Raw genomic sequence first — 18,294 nt, forward strand, 5'->3', positions numbered from 1 at the left:
GTGCAAAAACCTTGTGTTTGCCCTCATCCCCTAACCCCGAATCCCATATTTGGGATTCGGGGAACTAGAATTATGTTTCCCCTCTCCCATATTTGGGAGAGGGGCTGGGGGTGAGGGAAAAGATTTAGCCAAAATTGGGATGCTCCCGGATGGTACGAACCATCCCCAAATTAAAATTGAGGACAAGCCATCAGAGTCGTTGTCAGAATTCCTAATATTTTGTCTATTTCTTTAATAAAGTAATCGTTCTTATCGATAAAAATGGTATTCTCACAAAGTTTGAGAAATTTCCAATCTGTTCCTGTTGTAACTACACCATAAATTTCATTGATAATATTTCCTTGTTGCTGGTTAAACAATTGAGATGCAAACATTGTGGCAATACATTGTCCTAAACCAGATTTAATACTCTCATTTTTAGCTTCCACAATAGTCACAACAGGACTAGTAATATCATATTGTTCTGGTGAACAACTGAGAATAAAATCACAGCGCCCTTCTAAGCCTTTGGCAGCATCTACATTAAACTCTGAACCAGAAAATATACTAATTTGGTATTTAAAGAAGCGTTTAACTTCAATTAAAACAGGCATAATAATTAGTTCAGAACGAGCTTTTTCTGTATTTATTGCTGTCACCAATGGTAGATGCTCAGAGAAAATCAAATTTAGATATTCACTAGGTGAAACTGTCTGCACATCGGTAAATAAATCTTGATTTTCAACAAAGATTAATTTAAAGTCTGTTTTTACTTTACTAAGATTAAAGGCGCTGTACGGCACTGTATCACCTCTCAATCATGCTTAACTGCATAGTATCATCTTGGGAGTAAAGTCCAGCGATACCAAAGGCGGCAAGTTAGGCAACTTGCGATCGCTAAGGAATAAGAATTAAATAACATACACATACAATTTATGTCCGACATACCTCACCCTGAATCCCTCTCCTTATTATTGTCGGGGAAAGCCGGATAGAGGGTGAGGTTTTATATTTAATTTGACCCACTTACTTATCTCAGATTAAGAACAGCCTTCAACAAATTCAACTTCCGGGAGTTTACCTGAGCGAAACTGAGTGACACGCTTACCATCAGTCTCGAATACCACACGATAGTTCTGGTTAGCACTGTCTTTCGGGATAAATGTCAAGTAGTGTCCGTCTTGGACGTATTTATGAGGTGTGACTTTAATTTGTCCTGGGTAAAGAGACTTGATTTGCGCTTCGGTGTCGCCAATTTTTGCACCTTTGGGGGTAGTAATCTGGGTATTTTGCCGCACATCTACTCTAGAAATGCGACCTTTTGTAACCATGAATGAAAGATTTTTGGGTTGGTTTTGTGGCTTAACATAGTAGCAATTATTATTAGGTGCATCGCCCACTAGCTTAGTACCAGCAGCCTTTGCCGCTTGGGAAACAGTCATCCCAACTCGAACACGTCCCACACCATTGATGAACAATTTTGATTGATTTGTCAGTTTTGCCTGTGCTAAAACTGTGCTGACAGTTAAAGAAGAAACTGCCAATGTTAAAAAAGCAAGAGTTAATAATTTAGCTTTCATAAATTGTGTAAATCAAAGTGGGTAGATTTATTTATACATTATCTGTGCTGCCAGTTTCGGATTTTCTAGATTGGTGATTGGCGAAATTCTGATAAGAGGATGAATGAACAAGTTTTGAATATTAGAAATCGCTACTACACAAAGCTTAGTCCACCTCCGTGGACTAACACAAAATCAAGGTCTTCAACCCACGGAGGTGGGTAAAGTCTAGTGTAGCCGCGATTTCTAATCGCCAGGGCTGGTATGAATTTAGACTTGTTCAAACAACCTCTAAGTAAGTGGGTCAAATTAAATATAAAACCTCACCCTGCCTCCGGCTTCCCCCGACAATATTAAGGAGAGGGATTGAGGGTGAGGTTTGATCTTATATTTAATTACGCATACGTACTTATTACTTCAATTAAACCAACGATATTACGGTTGAATTCAGGTAAATCTTCCGCAGGTATCCAATATTCCTGATGTATGGAACCGCCTACAGTTTTTACGGAGTAGCGACTTAAAAACTCTGCACGCACCTGAAAACGTGTCACATAGCCGATATATTCTGTGTCAGTACTTGCCGCATTCCAGTTACCGGCTATTTGTGCGGCGTATTCTTCGTTAAGTACTGGGTAGAAAATAGGCTGTTCAGGTAGTCGAAGAGGAAATTCGCGATCGCCACTTTCCCTAATCAAAGCCAGTTCTTTTAGCCCAGTAGGACGGAAAAGTGTGATTGTTTCTCTATCACCCTTGGGCAAAGGTTCTCGTGCTTGCATCCATGCCGTGGGAATACCTTCTACACCTGTAGATATCGCCACAATACCACCACCGATCGCACAAGTAGTATCTCTATCTCCCAAGCCACTTACAGTCAACCACAGTGCTTCTTCGTAGTTATCAAGGTGTTGGCCAGCACACCATAGCGCAAAGGGGACTGTATCTTGTGCTGAGACATGAGTGCCATTTCCTAGCAGAGTAGCTGCTGATTGCACTGATGTGTTTTCCGACAAATTCACAGCCTGATGAATTTTTGCCCTTACCTCGCTTTCTGGAACATAAGGTAAGACAAGGTTGAGAAAATCTTCTTTGCTGGGTAAAGAATCTTTGAGTCTCCACGCCCAAGCAGCAGCAACTGCTACGGCAACTGCACCGGCGATCGCTTCTGGATGGGTGTGAGTTACTTCGGCGCTGGCTTGTGCTTGCTTGACAACTAAATCCAAATCTTCGGCAAAGAACGCCCCTATGGGTGCGACGCGCATCGCTGCTCCATTTCCATAAGAACCTTGTCCATCAAACAGACTACTTGCCAATTTCTGCCAAGATTCACCATTGCGTATTTGCGTTAACAGCCTGTGCATTGCTGGGCCATAACCCCGTTCGCTGTCGTATTGTTTGGCAAAGCTTTCTGCTAGATAATCTTGGTTAATTTCCGCGTATTCTTGGAGAATAGACACAATTGAGAGCGCCATCTGGGTATCGTCAGTGTAGTACCAAGGTGATGCAGGGATAGCACGCGCGACAATCAGACTTTCTGCCACATCTGGATGCAGAAAAAATCGCTCTCCAAAAGCATCACCCACTGATAAACCTTCAAGGGAGGATTGAGCGCGAATTAGCCGAAGATTGTTAGTTGTTGGCATAAGTCATTAAAACAATTCGCAATTCGCAATTCGCAATTCGCAATTCGCAATTACGTTTTGTGACGGGGATTTAGACCCCGACACAAAACGTAATTGCTTGATAGAAGCAGGGGACTTAAACCCCCACCATTTGTTAATAATTAGTTTTTATCAACTAGCATCTTCCTCTTCCATAGCTTTAAAAAGAGTACTTCCAGTTTGTTCATCTGCGATAGCTCCTTGATTATCTCCCAAAGTACGACGAATTTCGCTACGCAATATATATGCTTCACCTGCTTTAGGATTTAGCTGAATTACATAGTTAGCATCTGCGATCGCACCTTTGTAATCTTGGAGTTTTTGACGACTATATCCACGAGAGATATAAGCGTAGGTATCTTTGGCATCCAATTTAATAATTTCGTTGTAATCAGCGATCGCTCCTTTATAGTCTTCCAGATGATTAAGAACTTGCGCTCGCTGGTAATAGATACCACTGACATTTTTGGGGTTAAGGCGCAAAATCTCGTTATAATCTTTTAATTTATTACGAAATATGGCACGAGTCATCCGAGATTCAATATCGTGAGGTTTTAAGCGCACAATTTGGTCATAATCTGCTAGTGCGCCTTTAGAGTCATGCAGTCCCAAATGCGCCCGCGATCGCTTTATATAAGCATTCACATCATTGGGATTTGTACGTAAAGCAGCAGTTGTCATCTCAATTTGTTGTTGTCTATTTTTTCTAATCTGCTTAATTCTTTGGTGATAATTATGAGAGGAATAAGTTAATAACTTTACCAAGCTAGGAGCCATAGCTTGCAGAGTGCCTAACATTCCACCTAACAAGGTTACACAGTATATAACTAATAGAAAAACTCTAGTTTTCCATTTACTATGGTATTCGTGCTGCTGTTGAATCAATCCCTTTACTAAGGTGTATCTTTTACTGAAAGGCAAGTTTCCATATCCGAATTGTTTCAGATATTTAAATATGAAATGCAGAATATTATCCTGACCTATGGGTGGATTTTGTCGCAGTTGTTTTTGAACTTTTTGATTAATTTTAGTGCTGCGGAAGCTGTTAGGGATACCTATAGCTATCAATATCGCAAATAACAATAACATTGGTCTATCTTTTCCGATAAATCCTAAGATAATTACACCAATGACTTTAAATAAAACACCAATGTAAGGGAAACGAGAAAACAGCAGTAAATCTGCAATTTGTCCTCCATCTAGAGGATAAACCGGGAGGAGATTGAACAAATTTAGAAATATCAGCGTCCAACTTGTTTCTCGTACCCAATCAGGATAAGCACTGCCAAAAGGTGCAAGAACCGCCAACCCAATCCCCAAAATTAACCCTGGTAATGGTCCTGCTAAAGATATCCAAAACTTTTGGGTGAGTGTGGCATCATCTTTATGGGCGGTTGCTAAAGCGCCTAAAAACGGTATGAATAAAACAGAGGTATCACGATAACCAAACAGTTTCATCGCCAATAAATGTCCGCTTTCATGGAAAAACAGTACAGCGATGAAAATCACCAGACTTTGTGGATTAAGAAAGCTTGCATAACTGGCGATAAACAACCCTAGACTACCCAACAAAAGCCAAGTGCGAAATTTTTTACCCACCAAACCGGTTTGAGTGTATTCCATTTGTTTAAATCCCTCAACTTCCAGTTCTATAGGGATTTCTTGTAAAATGCTGGAATCAGTTTTGGCTTGTTGTCTGCGTTGCTTGATGATATTTGCTGCTTTATTATTACCCTGCGTCATCGGGTTAAGCGATCGCAGGATTGTTAACCAATGTATCTGAAATAACTTTGTTCCCTTGATTGGTGATGTTTTGCCAGTCTTGGCTAAGTTACTAACATAGCCACTCATCTGTGTCTGTAGTGCTTGAGCAAAAGATTCTGGTGATAAACCACAAGGTGTTTTGCTGGTAGTTAATTGTTTGAGATGATCTTGATGAGTCTGCCATTGTATTGATACTTCGCTGGTATAAACATCCTGAACAATAGTGTTAGGAAACTCACCTATAAGTCCATGCTGTTTGCCGTTGACAGTCAGCAATAAAGTTCTATCCTTAAAAAAGGTATAAAACTCTATATCGAATAAATTGACAGGTTCGGCTAAACAACGAATAACTACTGTGGCATAGCTTTTGAGTGCTTTGTTATATAAAAGAAGTTCCCAATTTTTTTGCTGATAGGCTTTGCTCAGGGGTTGATATTGCAAATAGCTGCATGGAAGAAAGCCGAATTGTTTTAGTTCTTTAATGGGAGTTTGAAATAAATCTTTTAAATAGATAGGAACTGTATCAGCCTTTGTAATCTGGTATTTGGGATATTGAATCTGAGATTTGCAAAGTAGTAAAAAGAGAATGAGATAGCGAATAAGAATTAGTAGAACGTAAATTGCGATCGGGTAGATTAGGTATTGCATAGCAAGATCAAATTTTTAGCTATGCTTAGTATTCCCTGACACTAAATAAAAGAACTTAGTATGAATACCTAAAATAAAAATGGGTATAGTCTTTTAACCATACCCATTTCAGTGATTTTAGAACAGTGGTTACAGTTGCGGTACGTACTGCTGTTTTTCAGGGACTTCAGCGTACTCAGCCACAATCTGGCGGAATTCTTCGCCGTCAATGGTTTCTTTTTCGATGAGCAAATCGACTAAGCGATCGGTGACAGTGCGATGCTCACGGATAATCTTCTTCGAGTTTTGGTAGCATTCTTCCACGATCGCTCGCACTTGTCCATCAATGCGAGAGGCGATAGATTCAGAATACTCAGAGCGGGTTGTCCAGTCACGACCCAAGAACACTTCACCCTGCTGGCTTTCTAACGACAATGGCCCTAAGTCGGACATCCCGAACCGAGTTACCATTTGCCGCGCCATTCCTGATAACTGCTGCAAGTCTCCACCAGCACCAGTTGTGACTTCCGCAGCCCCAAAAATTACTTCTTCAGCAGCGCGACCGCCCAAAGCTCCAGTAATCCTGGCTTTCAACTGAGAACGAGAAATTAACCCTTGTTCTTCGTTGGGAGTAAACCAAGTTAAACCTTGCGCTTGTCCTCTTGGAATCAAGGTAACTTTCTGCACTGGGTCATGGTCTTTTAACAAAGTTCCCACTAAAGCGTGTCCAATTTCGTGGTATGCAATTAAGCGCTTGCTCTTGCTATCTACCAAAGGAGTGCCTTCCATCCCAGCGACTACCCGATCCACCGCATCATCAACTTCGCGCAGGGTGACAGCTTCTTTGCGTCTTCTAGCAGTCAGAATTGCTGCTTCGTTGAGTAAGTTGGCTAAGTCAGCCCCAGTAAATCCAGGTGTGCGGCGAGCGATCGCATCCAAAGATACACTAGGATCTAATTTCTTGTTCCGCGCATGGACTTGTAAGATTTCCAAACGTCCTTTGATATCGGGTGCATCGACAGTTACTTGGCGGTCAAAGCGACCGGGACGCAACAATGCTGAGTCTAGTACGTCAGGACGGTTGGTGGCAGCAATAATAATGATGCCTGTATTACCTTCAAACCCGTCCATTTCGGTGAGCAACTGGTTCAGGGTTTGCTCTCTCTCATCGTTACCGCCACCAATACCAGCGCCGCGTTGTCTTCCTACTGCGTCGATTTCATCGATGAAGATGATACAGGGGGCATTGTCTTTAGCTTTCTTGAACAAATCGCGGACGCGGGATGCACCCACACCAACGAACATTTCCACAAATTCCGAACCGGAAATACTGAAGAAAGGTACACCTGCTTCACCAGCGATCGCTTTTGCTAGTAAAGTTTTACCAGTTCCAGGAGGCCCAACTAACAGCACTCCCTTGGGAATCCGTGCGCCTACTGCGGTAAATCTTTCTGGCTGCTTCAGGAAGGTGACAACTTCTTGCAATTCTTCCTTAGCTTCTTCAATCCCGGCTACATCGTCAAATTTGACCCCGGTTTTCGCCTCCATTTGGAAACGCGCCTTAGATTTGCCGAAGTTCATTGCTTGACCTGGCCCGCCTGGGAGGTTGCTAGAACGCCGGAACAAAAAGAACAGCCCGGTAATCAATAAAACTGGAAATATAAGATTACCCAACAATCCCCAAATTGCGCCATCATTCCGCATCGGGTGAGCATCAAAACTAATGGATTTTTCTTTGAGCTTGCTAATTAACTCAGGAGCGTTAATAGGCAAATCCACCCGCCACCTTTGGACACGATTTTCGATGTCTGGATCGCTGGCTTCGATAATTGCTGTCCTACCGCCTTCGTACAGATCGACGCTGTTGACGCGATCGCCATCCAAGTATTCTAGAAAGCGACCATAGGTCATGCGCGTATTGGCTGCATTCTTACTCATGTCAGTAGGAGCGCCTGCAAAAGCCCCTTGCCAGAAGAAAAAACCAATTACCAAAGCCGGCAATGTCCAGAGTGCTACGACTTTCCAAGAGAATTTCATTTTAATTTGCCTCTAGATGCCTATACAACTCATCAGCTTCAGCAACCGAATGTTCTATCACTCTGTTACTTTAAGCTGTTAAACGGATGTCTATAAATCCATTTTGTTTAATTTGATCTCTTATATGCACTGCCATATAGCGATCGGCGCATTATGGCGATGCCAACAAGAATCTTAATCAAAGTTAACTTAATTTTAATACAATATCGCACGAGAAAAGGGAGCGCAACGGGATGCTTTCGCCACGGAGAATGTTCCTTGTGTCGTTCCATCTCTGATTAGGGGGAGTGGGGGAGATGGGGGAGCATCCCAATTTTGGCTTAAATCTTTTCCCTCACCCCCAGCCCCTCTCCCATGTTTGAGAGAGGGGAGAAATAATTCTAGTTCCCCGAATCCCAGATGACGGGATTCGGGGTTAGGGGATGAGGGCTATCAAGGTTTTTGCACATATTCCTAATACTTTACTTAACTTCTGTAATTTGTAGAGTGTAAGGAAGATACTTACCTTTTTCGTAGGAACCAACCCAAATTTGATAACTTCCAGGCAGCCATTCACCAATCATGCCGGCATTTTTGCCATCAAAATCGTCATTGCACCAAGTACCACCAGGCCCCTTGATAATGATGGTGGTGTCTTCAGGGCTTTGCACTTGCAGCTTTAGATAGTCAAATTTACTTGTTAGCGCTAATGTGTGGTCTGGTGTTTCATCAACAAACCCGGTGCAAGGGCCAGTAGCTGTTTCGCTCCTCCCACCTACTTTACTCCCAGATATTGAACCACCACTCATGCCGCGAACTGTCAGGGGATCTGGAGAAAACTGAGGGCCAATGGTGACATCTCCAAATATCGTTGGCGCTTCCTGAGCATCAACGGCAGCATTTACTATCGATGCGATGAACAGCGTAACTATCATGAACGATAATCTCATCCCTCTATTGAGCGCTTTTGTCGGCATTGTAATTACGTTCGCTTCTAAGTGTTTTTGAAGACATGAATTTTACACACCAAGTTCCCAACGTGAGGAGAATTGACTACCTATTTTAGATTTGAAAGTGGAGATAATTCATTAGTAATTAGTCCATGATTTCTTGTTCTTATAGTTGCTCTATTACTCGAACAATCCAAAATTTTTGGGTGAAGGTGGGGAGTGGGAAATTAATTATTGTCCCTCACTCCCTCACTCCCTCATCACTCCCCACTAAAAGACCCATCTAAAAATTGTTGTAATCGCTAACTAGCTTGTGTTATTGCCTTACTCAAGCGTGACTTATCTAAACCAATCTGATTTAGTAGTAACCAAGATTGGATCAAGTCGGGGCCATGAACATCTCCAGTTAAGGCTGCTCGGAGCGATCGCATTACTAAGCCTTTTTTGACTTTTTGCTCTTTCACCACTTGTTTAATAATATCTTGAGCGGCGGCTTCTGAGAGTTGCGGCTGATTTTCTAAAGCTGTGACAATCGCCTCAAGGACAGCAGTAGAACCTTCTTGCTTTAGTTGTGTACTACCTTCGTCGCTAAATTCAACTGTATCGCTGAAAAACAGTTGGCTTTGAGGTACTGCATCTACTAAACGAGTCAAACTCTGGCTAATTAAAGTTACAAGCTGTTCTAACCAGGGGCGTTCTCTTCCACTATCAAATTTATACCCAGCCGCTTGCCAATAGGGTATGAGTAAATCTGTGAGTTTATCTACTGGCGTTTTGTGGATATACTGACTGTTCAACCAATCCAGCTTGTCCCAGTCAAACTTTGCACCTGCTTTATTTACACGCTCAAAGCCAAATTCTTTAGCTGCTTCTTCTAAGGTAAATATTTCTTGCGTCGAGTCTGGTGGCGACCAACCCAGCAATGTCATGTAATTTACCAAGCCTTCAGCAATAAAGCCCATTTGCTGAAAGTCAGAAATGGAAGTAACTCCATCCCGCTTAGAAAGCTTGCGTCCTTCCATGTTCAAAATCAGCGGCGTGTGAGAAAACTCTGGGATTTTTGCACCCATTGCTTCATACAACAGAATTTGCTTGGCGGTGTTGGCGATGTGGTCTTCTCCGCGAATGACATGGGTAATTTGCATATCTATGTCATCCACTACAACGACAAAGTTGTATAAAGGTTGACCGCTACTCTCTTCTGAGGCGCGGGCGATGACCATATCACCACCTAAATCGCTACCTCGCCAAGACATTTTTCCCCTTACTAGGTCGTTCCAGACAATTTCCCGCCCATCTTCGATTTTGAAGCGAATTACAGAAGAACGACCTTCTGCTTCAAATGCGGCGCGTTGTTCTGGCGTGAGGTTGCGGTGACGGTTGTCATAGCGAGGAGCTTCGTTTCTAGCTTTTTGGGCTTCTCTTAGAGTTTCTAGTTCTTCAGAAGTTGTGTAGCAGCGATAGGCTAATCCTTGATCTAGCAATTTTTGCACTGCTTCCTTATAAATATCTAGGCGTTGAGATTGGAAAAATGGCCCTTCATCCCAGTTAAGCCCTAGCCAACGCAATCCTTCAAGAATATTGTCGGTGTATTCGGGACGCGATCGCTCTAAATCTGTATCTTCTACTCGCAAGATAAACTTCCCGCCGTGGTGACGGGCAAATAACCAGTTAAATACAGCCGTTCTAGCTGTACCAATATGTAAATTTCCGGTTGGACTCGGCGCAATTCTGACTCTGACAGTCACAGTTAATTCTCTCTTTTGCAAAGCATGATAAATGTAGCTTATATTCAAACCCTGAATTCTGAGTCAATCCCTTTGGGGAATTCAAAATCCAAAATCACCCAACTTCAGTGATTTACTACTCATAACTTTAGAACGGGACTGACGGGGCTCGAACCCGCAACTTCCGCCGTGACAGGGCGGTGCTCTAACCAATTGAACTACAGTCCCTTGTTTGGCAACTTTGCTATTATCACTATTTTTTTTCTACTTGTCAAGTGTTTTGGAGTTGGAAATTAAAAATTCTTTTTGTCCCGTCTCTCCAAGGTGCGAATTTTTCCTTAAAACCGTGATAATACAACCTGTGGCTGTGATTCCAGATGCTGCAATATGCGGGATTGCATTTGTTTATACTGCTGCTTTAATAGCTGTTTGCTCAACTCGAGTTGAGAAGCGGGTGGTAGACTATGAATTTGTTGTACCCAGCTTTTCAACATTTCTCGCTGAGTTGGCTGGATGCGACTGCTGAGAACGTTGATGCAAGAATGTGGTGCTTCCAGAGTAAAGAAAATCAAAGGATAGTGTTCATTTTCAGCCAACAAACTTACTAGCTTTAGATTTTGGGGATTTTGCATATCTAAATAGCATGGTAGCCATTTAGGAGCCAATTGGCGATTGTAGAGTATAGTCACCCACAACAGCATGGGGTGAGGGGATGTCATGAAGATAAACTGGTTGTAACGGGTAGAAAGGGCATAGTTTTTGATTTCTTGTTTAGGCAACATCAACCATAGCGCTGTTATAGATCCCTGTGGGGTGTCTAGAAGCTGGGGAAAAACAATTTCTTGAATTGGTTTCTTTTCAGGCCATAGAACTTTGCGACAGCTTTGTTCTACTGTGATTGGTAAACCTAAATCTATTGGACGGCTAAGGATAGAACTAGAGGGTACTGTAGGTATACTGGGACAATTAGACTCTTCTAAACTGTTTAAGACTTGCAAAATTTGAGCGATATTTTGGGGGCGATCGCCAGCTTTTTTTGCCAGACAAGACATGATTAAATTATTTAGCTTTTGAGGGATTTTAAGAGTGGGTTTAACCTCTGCGATCGCTTTTGGTTGCTCAAAGTGATGTGCTTTATACCAAGCCCCAAAGTAATCAGTTTCTGGTTGCCAAGGTTTTTTGCCTGTGAGCATTTCAAACATCATTACACCCAGACTATAAATATCAGAGCGGCTATCTAATTTTTCCCCATCTAGCTGTTCTGGAGAACAGTAGGGTAAAGTGCCATTAAATCCGCTACATGTACTAGCTTTTGATGCATAATTCAAAAATCTAGCAATCCCAAAATCGAGAATTTTAACTAACTGGCCTAATATCGGATCGGGAATAACTAATATATTGGCAGGTTTGATATCTCTATGAACTAACGGGCAAATTTTACCATCAATATTAATGCCTTGATGGGCGCACTGTAAGCCCAAACAAATTTGGCGGGAGAGAGTCAAAAACATTGGCAATGGTAGCGGAATTAAATCCTTTAAACTCTTACCACATAGATATTCCATGACGTAGTATGGTTTTCCTTTCTCATTCACACCATAATCATGCGCCCGTACTATATGTAAACTCTTTTGACTCAAAGCTGCACTCATTAAAGCTTCACGAGCAAAGTCTTGTTGCATCTTAGTATCAACAACAGTTTGAGTCAAAAACTTGATAGCAACTGGTATGCCTCCTAACAAAATATCATTTGCTAAAAAAACTTCACCCATACCACCGCTACCAATTAATTGCTTGAGTTGATAACGATTGGCAAGTAAGCCCGTACTACTTGGAGATGTAAATAAGCTCTGATTCACTTTTTTTACCTCTGCTGCTGAGTCTATTTATTAGTAATACACACATAAAAATATGATTAAATAATGGGAGAAACTATTTTGATTTTGATAGCAAAATTTCAAGAACGTGATAAAAGTTTTAAAAACATATCCCAAAATTTATCCATCCAATTTTTGAAACCTTCTATCTCAGTTTTTTCAGATGCGGCTAAGTTTTGTAAAATGTCTAACTTCAGCTTTTCATAAATTGTTTTTAGAATATTTTTGGCTTGATTAGACAGAATTAATTCATTTGAATGTTGACTAATGTCTAAGCAATCTATAAGTTGCTGGCGCTGTTTAGGCGTAAGGCTTAAAGTTTTTACATGAGAGCATTGGGTTGGATCTTCTATGGCAAAAAATAGTAGATGATAGTAACCTACTTCCGCTAAATTCCGTACTATCTTCTGGGCTTTATTATCTTTCAAATCCAGAAAATAAGGTAGCCATTTAGCCATAGAAGGCTGGGCATCATATAGTACTGTTACCCACAATAGCATCGGGTAAACATTCATTTGACTAATAAATTCAGTACCATGTATTTTATCCAAAAATTTTGTAATCTCTTGTTTGGGTAACATTGCCCAAAAAGTTGGTATAGCTCTTTGAGGCGTTTGTAGTAAATGGGGAAACCCAATTGGCGCAATTGGTTTATTTTTAGGCCAATTCTTTTGTAAACATTCTTTTTCTGATAAGAAAGTTGAAGGGATTAATTGAACCGGAAATGAAAGTTTAATAATGTCACTGCTATTGCTAGGAATACCATCATTAATCTGAAGATTAACTTTTTCTAAACCTTCTAATATTTGGTTGATATTTTGAGGGCGATCGCTTACTTCTTTAGCTAAACAATTCATCACTAATTTTTCTAACACCTGCGGAATTTTGACTTGCGGATTCACTTCCTCAAAGATAGGTGGAATTTGAAAGCGATGCGCTTGATACCAAGTACCAAAGGAGTTACTTTTTGTCTGAAATGGATGCTTTCCTGTCAGCATCTCAAACATTAGTACTCCCAAACTGTAAATATCAGAGCGGACATCTAGCAATTTTCGCCCTTCCATGTGTTCTGGAGAACAGTAAGGCAAGCTGCCAATAAAAGAATCTGTCAGAGTCATCCCACTTCGCTCTGTTAAAAACTTGGCAATACCAAAATCTAGTATTTTAACATTTTCTCCTTGTTTACTATCTTCAGTAATGAATATATTTTCTGGTTTTATATCCCTGTGAACAATTGGATAAATCTCTCCTTTGAGGCTAATACCTTGGTGAGCACATTGTAAGCCTAAACAAATTTGATTACAAATATTTAAGAACTTCGATATTGTTAAGGGCTGAATTTTGACAATTTGTTTGAGATTTTTTCCTTGCAGGTATTCCATTACATAAAAAGGAGTTTTATCTTCGGTAATGCCATAACTTAATATGCGAACAATATTTTTACTTTTACGACCCAATTGAGCGCCAATAAAAATCTCTCTAGCAAAGCGTTGGGACATCTGCTGGTTGGCCAAACTCAGTGATAAAATTTTGATTGCGATCGGCATACCACCTTTAGCAGTATCTTCTGCTAAATAAACTCTACCCATCCCACCTTTGCCAATCAAATGTTTGATTAAATAGCGATTATTTAAAAATTGCCCAATGTAATCGTCTAGCCCTGCTTTTTGCCCTACCATATTCTCAATTTTAGTTGGTGACATAAAAATCATTTATGAAAAATATTGTTGGCAAAATACTTTAATAAGTCTAGGTAATTATTAAATCTAAATTTAAAAAATATCGACAATTAATCATATCCTGTAATCATGTTTAATCTATTTGTAAAAATTCCTATATATTGTGTAACATATTTATTAAGCAATACGGTTGAGAAATTACACGGAAACTACAAAATAACTAGATAAACTTACCTAGTAGATTCCGTGAATACACAGTAAAAAGTAAATGGCAGTAAAACCCTGATACCTCTGTACAGCTAACGGTTGAGATTCGGGAGTAAACGGCGTAACAATCTGATTAGCGGTGTTTCAATTTTAATTTTAAAGGCTAGTATCTGGGTGCGTTGCAGGGAGTTAAAATTGTTATCACTGATGAGAATTAATGATTGCTGACCATCGGGTAGTTTAGGCCCAAGAGTTAAGCCTTCTATATTGTCTAGTAGTACATCTAGGGTTCTCAAATCTAACAGCAGTTTTTTCTGAACTGGTTTAATATTCTTGGAGTCAACTGCTAAAAGGCTGTCAATCTGATGAATATCATCAGCTTTTTCTAAAGAAACTTGAAACAGGGAAATAGCAAATCCTAAACCAGTAAATGACCTTTCTAAACTTAGGAAGTGTCCTTCATTATCCAAAGCAAGTAAATCAGGTAATCCACTAGCGAATTTGCCAGTCACATTCAAAAAGGGGGAAACTGGTTCTGTTTGGTAAAGAAATTCCTTTTCTGGTTGGTTGTTGAGCAAGTTGTATTGCAAAATTCGGCAAGGACTACCGATGTTAGCTTTCGCTGCGACACCATCTTGAATTAGAGCATTTTCGGTGGCTGTGAATAGATGCTTTTTATTGGGTGTGATGGTAAGGCTTTCAAAAGCCAAATTGTTGCGGATACCTTGTTTACCACTTTTATCGGGCAAAAATTTGTTTGGTATGGGAAGTGTTGTAATTTCTCTACCAGAAGATAAGGAGAACTCTTTAATAAAAGGATTAATTAATTTTGCAACATCGCCTTCTGAAGAAATAAATACAGTTGCTTTATTAGTTAAGGCAATACCTTCTGTATCAGTTTCACCAGGGCGAAATGTTTGACCATTTTCATTTAATAATGTAGTAACACTGATGGGAACAACTTTACCTTTTTGTAGGGAACCTTTACTTAAATCAATTTTCAGGGTATAAAAACGGGCGGCAGCTTTTTGCCCACGGTCATCGGAAATAGCATAATAAAGCTTGTTTTTGGCATTATATGTAATTCCAGATAAACCTCCAATTTCAGTTTTTTGTAAGGTTAAACCTTTTGCTAAAGTAGCTTCACCGAGAAAGTCTATGCTACTGATTTCAACAGCATTTATGGGTAAAAAGTTAAATAAAATGATGATAATTATAATTGCGATAAAGAAGTAAATAATTCGGGGAATTTTGAAGATATTTTTAATTAGCTGCATATATTTTTTGTGGAAGTGGTAAAATTATAAATAAGAGATCGCGCTGAAGCAAGCAGGGTTTATATCTGTACACCGCTACAAATAACATGTATTCTAAGCAATTGAAAACCTTTAAAAATCCGAAATTAGTTAAGCTAGCCGCAAACCATATTGATCCTGAAAAAAGTTTACAAGCCAGTTTTTAACTTTGAGGGTAGCGCGACAGTCATCTTCGTTGTAGCTTTGGATAATTTCTAGTAAGGTGCGATCGCCTGTTTCTAGCCACTGATCGTACCAGTAAATACACTTTGCACCACTAGCGTCTTTTTCTTGCCACTCAAATCCTAACCAACGAGCGATCACTTTCAGGGCATAACTTTCTACAGGCAATGCTACACTTTGGGTTAATTGTTCATATACATCGACAAATCGACTCAGTACCGGACGCACTGAGGAGGAAGGAGTGTTGTAAAGCTTTGCCAACCTTTTAACTGTATCAAACTCGTAGACACAAAAATGGTAAATTGGCGCTTCGGGATATTGCCAAACCAAATCTAAAAATTGCTGCCAAATTAATTTTTCGTCTTCTGGTTTATCTGCTAAAAACGAATAAAACTGTTCTGTATTGGCAAGTCTATCAACGACCAAAACCCCTAAAAGATAATTTAAATCCAAGTCTGGTTGTGCTTCAATATCAAAATAAAGCTCTATGGGTGCTGTGAATGTAATATCTTTTATTGGTAGCGGGTAGGGTAATATTAACGGTCGTTTTTCCAGTGCAGATTGAGCTTGCACTACTAGTTTGGGGGCTACTTCACGGTCAAAACCAACTAGGTTTTCTAAGGCGCTGGGACTGGTGTTAGCGAGAGATTCTAGTGTGGTGATGGCTACGTCTTGCAGTTGAGTGTAGCGAATGGGTGTTACACCTGGTAATAGTGAGAGATGTTTTTCAGATTGAGCGATCGCATAACATTGACTATACCAATGGCAAAGGTTGCACTTTTGCCGAGAAATAAATACCTCTGGCGGATTCGGTAACTCTAAAACTTCAACAAAATCCTCTAGAATTTGCTGCATCCGTGGTGTCCATTTGAGCAAATCCACAGGATAATTTTGAGCTTTGGTACGCAATATCAGCCAAGCTGTTTCTGCTGCAAAGCCCTGGATTGTTACCAATACCTGGGCATGAAATGCGGCAACAACTTGATATTCTTGCTTAGGGCGCTTACCGAGTTCAATACTAGCCGGAACATACATCCAATCACCAAAACAGGATTTTCCTGGGCGTTTGACGAGTAAATCTGGACGACTTAGCAGAGTGTATCCTTGAGAATAATTTGCTAACAGTACTCCCTTATAGATATACTCAACCCCACGCTGCATCAATTCTAAAGTTGCTGCTTCTGCCGCTTCCCAGTTTCCATAAGAGTAATCTGGTTGATGATAAGTCACCTTTGCCAAAGCACTCAGATGATGAGCGATTTTATCCTGTTGCAGTTTTTGCAGCAACTCATTGGGAGCATCACGCTGACTTTTGTCACCGTGGATATCTAGAAAAGTCCGGCGTTTACAGCGTTGGTATTGCAGTAGGAGTTCAGCATTAATTAGCATTCTTTTAAGTTAACAAGAATTAGTACAGTCTGGGAGTAACTCAGACAACTAATAATGGAGTGGGAGAATGGAGGGGATGAGGGAGATGAGGGGGATGAGTAAAAAATAACGAATAATCAATGACTTTTGACTAATCCAAAATCTACAATCTAAAATCTAAAATTGGTATGACCAGTACTTCTGTTACACAAACCAGGTTGCATAGCCATCGAGAGCAATTTCCGGCTTTGGCGAATAAGACTTATTTCAATTATGGGGGACAAGGGCCGATGCCCCAAAGGGCAATGGATGCGATCGCCCAAACTCAAGCTTATGTTCAGCAAATAGGCCCATTTGGTAATGAGGCGTATGGCTGGATAGCGCCCCAGACTCAAGCTGCAAGAGAGGCGATCGCTTCGGAGTTACATGCACCAAGCGAAACAATTACTCTTACGCAGAATGTCACTGTTGGCTGTAATATCGCCATGTGGGGCATTGAGTGGCGGGCTGGCGACCATATACTACTTTCAGACTGCGAACATCCAGGCGTAATTGCCACAACCCAGGAAATCTCACGAAGATTTGCGGTGGAAGTTACCACCTGTCCCCTGAAGGCAACTTTAAATGAGGGCGATCCGGTAAAAGTTATTGCCCAGCATTTGCGCCCTAATACCCGTCTTGTACTATTAAGTCATGTTTTCTGGAATACTGGTCAAGTTTTACCTCTTGATAAAATTGCCGAAGTATGCAGAAATAATCATTCTCTTTTACTGATAGATGCTGCCCAATCTGCTGGTTTGTTGCCTTTAAACTTGACAGAATTGGGTGTAGATTTTTATGCTTTCACTGGTCACAAATGGTTATGTGGGCCTGCGGGTGCTGGTGGCTTGTATGTCCGACCAGAAGCACGAGAAAGCCTGAAACCTACCTTTATTGGTTTGAATGGCATTGTTGTGGATAGTCAATCTCAGCCTGTGGATTGGCTTCCAGATGGGCGACGATATGAAGTGTCTACATTAGCTTATCCGTTGTATGTTGGGTTACGGGAGGCGATCGCAATCCATCAGCAATGGGGAACCTCTCAGGAACGTTACGAGCAAATTTGCCATAACAGTGATTACCTCTGGCGGCGGTTAGTGGCGTTACCTGATGTCAAGTGTCTACGAACTTCCCCACCCGAAAGCGGTATCGTCTCGTTCCAACTCATAAATAATCAGCCCCAAGCTAATCTCAAATTAGTGCAATTTTTAGACTCACAAAGAATATTAACTCGGACAATTGCCGATCCTAGTTGTATACGAGTTACCGTCCATTACTTTACTTTAGAATCGGAAATCGACCAATTGATTGAGGCGATTAAACCTGATTGCTAATCGGGTAAGTCCTCTTGTCAATAGGTTTT

Annotated in this window: 12 protein-coding genes and 1 tRNA gene; 1 reads left to right on the forward strand and 12 read right to left on the reverse strand. The window is 40.8% G+C overall.

All coding sequences use genetic code 11. The annotated features are described in order from the left end of the window. Window positions 1-170: 170 nt before the first annotated feature. From V7K73_RS01985 to V7K73_RS02040, 12 genes are all read right to left on the reverse strand, one after another. Window positions 171-782 carry a hypothetical protein gene (locus V7K73_RS01985; RefSeq protein ID WP_334876643.1) on the reverse strand — a complete coding sequence of 204 codons (612 nt, stop codon included), beginning with the start codon at window positions 780-782 and terminating at the stop codon, window positions 171-173. Window positions 783-1,019: 237 nt separating this feature from the next. After that, window positions 1,020-1,559 (reverse strand): hypothetical protein, encoded by a 540-nt coding sequence (locus V7K73_RS01990; RefSeq protein WP_334876645.1) that lies wholly within the window; start codon window positions 1,557-1,559, stop codon window positions 1,020-1,022. Between the two features lie 374 nt (window positions 1,560-1,933). Beyond that, window positions 1,934-3,181: an ADP-ribosylglycohydrolase family protein gene (locus tag V7K73_RS01995; protein WP_334876647.1), complete on the reverse strand. Its 1,248-nt coding sequence runs from the start codon at window positions 3,179-3,181 to the stop codon at window positions 1,934-1,936. Between the two features lie 150 nt (window positions 3,182-3,331). Beyond that, window positions 3,332-5,611, reverse strand: a complete 2,280-nt coding sequence (locus V7K73_RS02000; protein ID WP_334876649.1) for a site-2 protease family protein — start codon at window positions 5,609-5,611, stop codon at window positions 3,332-3,334. 129 nt (window positions 5,612-5,740) lie between these two features. Then, on the reverse strand, window positions 5,741-7,627 hold the full coding sequence (gene ftsH2, locus V7K73_RS02005; RefSeq protein WP_334876651.1) for an ATP-dependent zinc metalloprotease FtsH2: 1,887 nt from the start codon (window positions 7,625-7,627) through the stop codon (window positions 5,741-5,743). A gap of 461 nt (window positions 7,628-8,088) precedes the next feature. Continuing rightward, window positions 8,089-8,583 carry a hypothetical protein gene (locus V7K73_RS02010; protein WP_334876653.1) on the reverse strand — a complete coding sequence of 165 codons (495 nt, stop codon included), beginning with the start codon at window positions 8,581-8,583 and terminating at the stop codon, window positions 8,089-8,091. 275 nt (window positions 8,584-8,858) lie between these two features. Next, on the reverse strand, window positions 8,859-10,304 hold the full coding sequence (gene gltX / locus V7K73_RS02015) for a glutamate--tRNA ligase (RefSeq protein WP_334876655.1): 1,446 nt from the start codon (window positions 10,302-10,304) through the stop codon (window positions 8,859-8,861). A 133-nt stretch (window positions 10,305-10,437) separates the two neighbouring features. Further along, a tRNA-Asp gene (locus V7K73_RS02020) sits at window positions 10,438-10,511 on the reverse strand. 110 nt (window positions 10,512-10,621) lie between these two features. Next, complete coding sequence (locus V7K73_RS02025) at window positions 10,622-12,142, reverse strand: serine/threonine protein kinase (RefSeq protein ID WP_334876657.1); 1,521 nt, start codon at window positions 12,140-12,142, stop codon at window positions 10,622-10,624. 98 nt (window positions 12,143-12,240) lie between these two features. Continuing rightward, window positions 12,241-13,863, reverse strand: a complete 1,623-nt coding sequence (locus V7K73_RS02030) for a serine/threonine protein kinase (RefSeq protein WP_334876659.1) — start codon at window positions 13,861-13,863, stop codon at window positions 12,241-12,243. A 275-nt stretch (window positions 13,864-14,138) separates the two neighbouring features. Continuing rightward, window positions 14,139-15,323 carry an esterase-like activity of phytase family protein gene (locus tag V7K73_RS02035; RefSeq protein ID WP_334876661.1) on the reverse strand — a complete coding sequence of 395 codons (1,185 nt, stop codon included), beginning with the start codon at window positions 15,321-15,323 and terminating at the stop codon, window positions 14,139-14,141. A gap of 129 nt (window positions 15,324-15,452) precedes the next feature. Continuing rightward, on the reverse strand, window positions 15,453-16,913 hold the full coding sequence (locus V7K73_RS02040; RefSeq protein WP_334876663.1) for a TM0106 family RecB-like putative nuclease: 1,461 nt from the start codon (window positions 16,911-16,913) through the stop codon (window positions 15,453-15,455). A 167-nt stretch (window positions 16,914-17,080) separates the two neighbouring features. Between V7K73_RS02040 and V7K73_RS02045 the strand changes: the two genes are divergently transcribed. Further along, window positions 17,081-18,265, forward strand: coding sequence for an aminotransferase class V-fold PLP-dependent enzyme (locus tag V7K73_RS02045; RefSeq protein WP_334876665.1), 1,185 nt, complete (start codon window positions 17,081-17,083; stop codon window positions 18,263-18,265). Window positions 18,266-18,294: the final 29 nt, after the last annotated feature.

This window comes from Nostoc sp. (assembly GCF_036916975.1).
Classification (GTDB): domain Bacteria; phylum Cyanobacteriota; class Cyanobacteriia; order Cyanobacteriales; family Nostocaceae; genus Nostoc.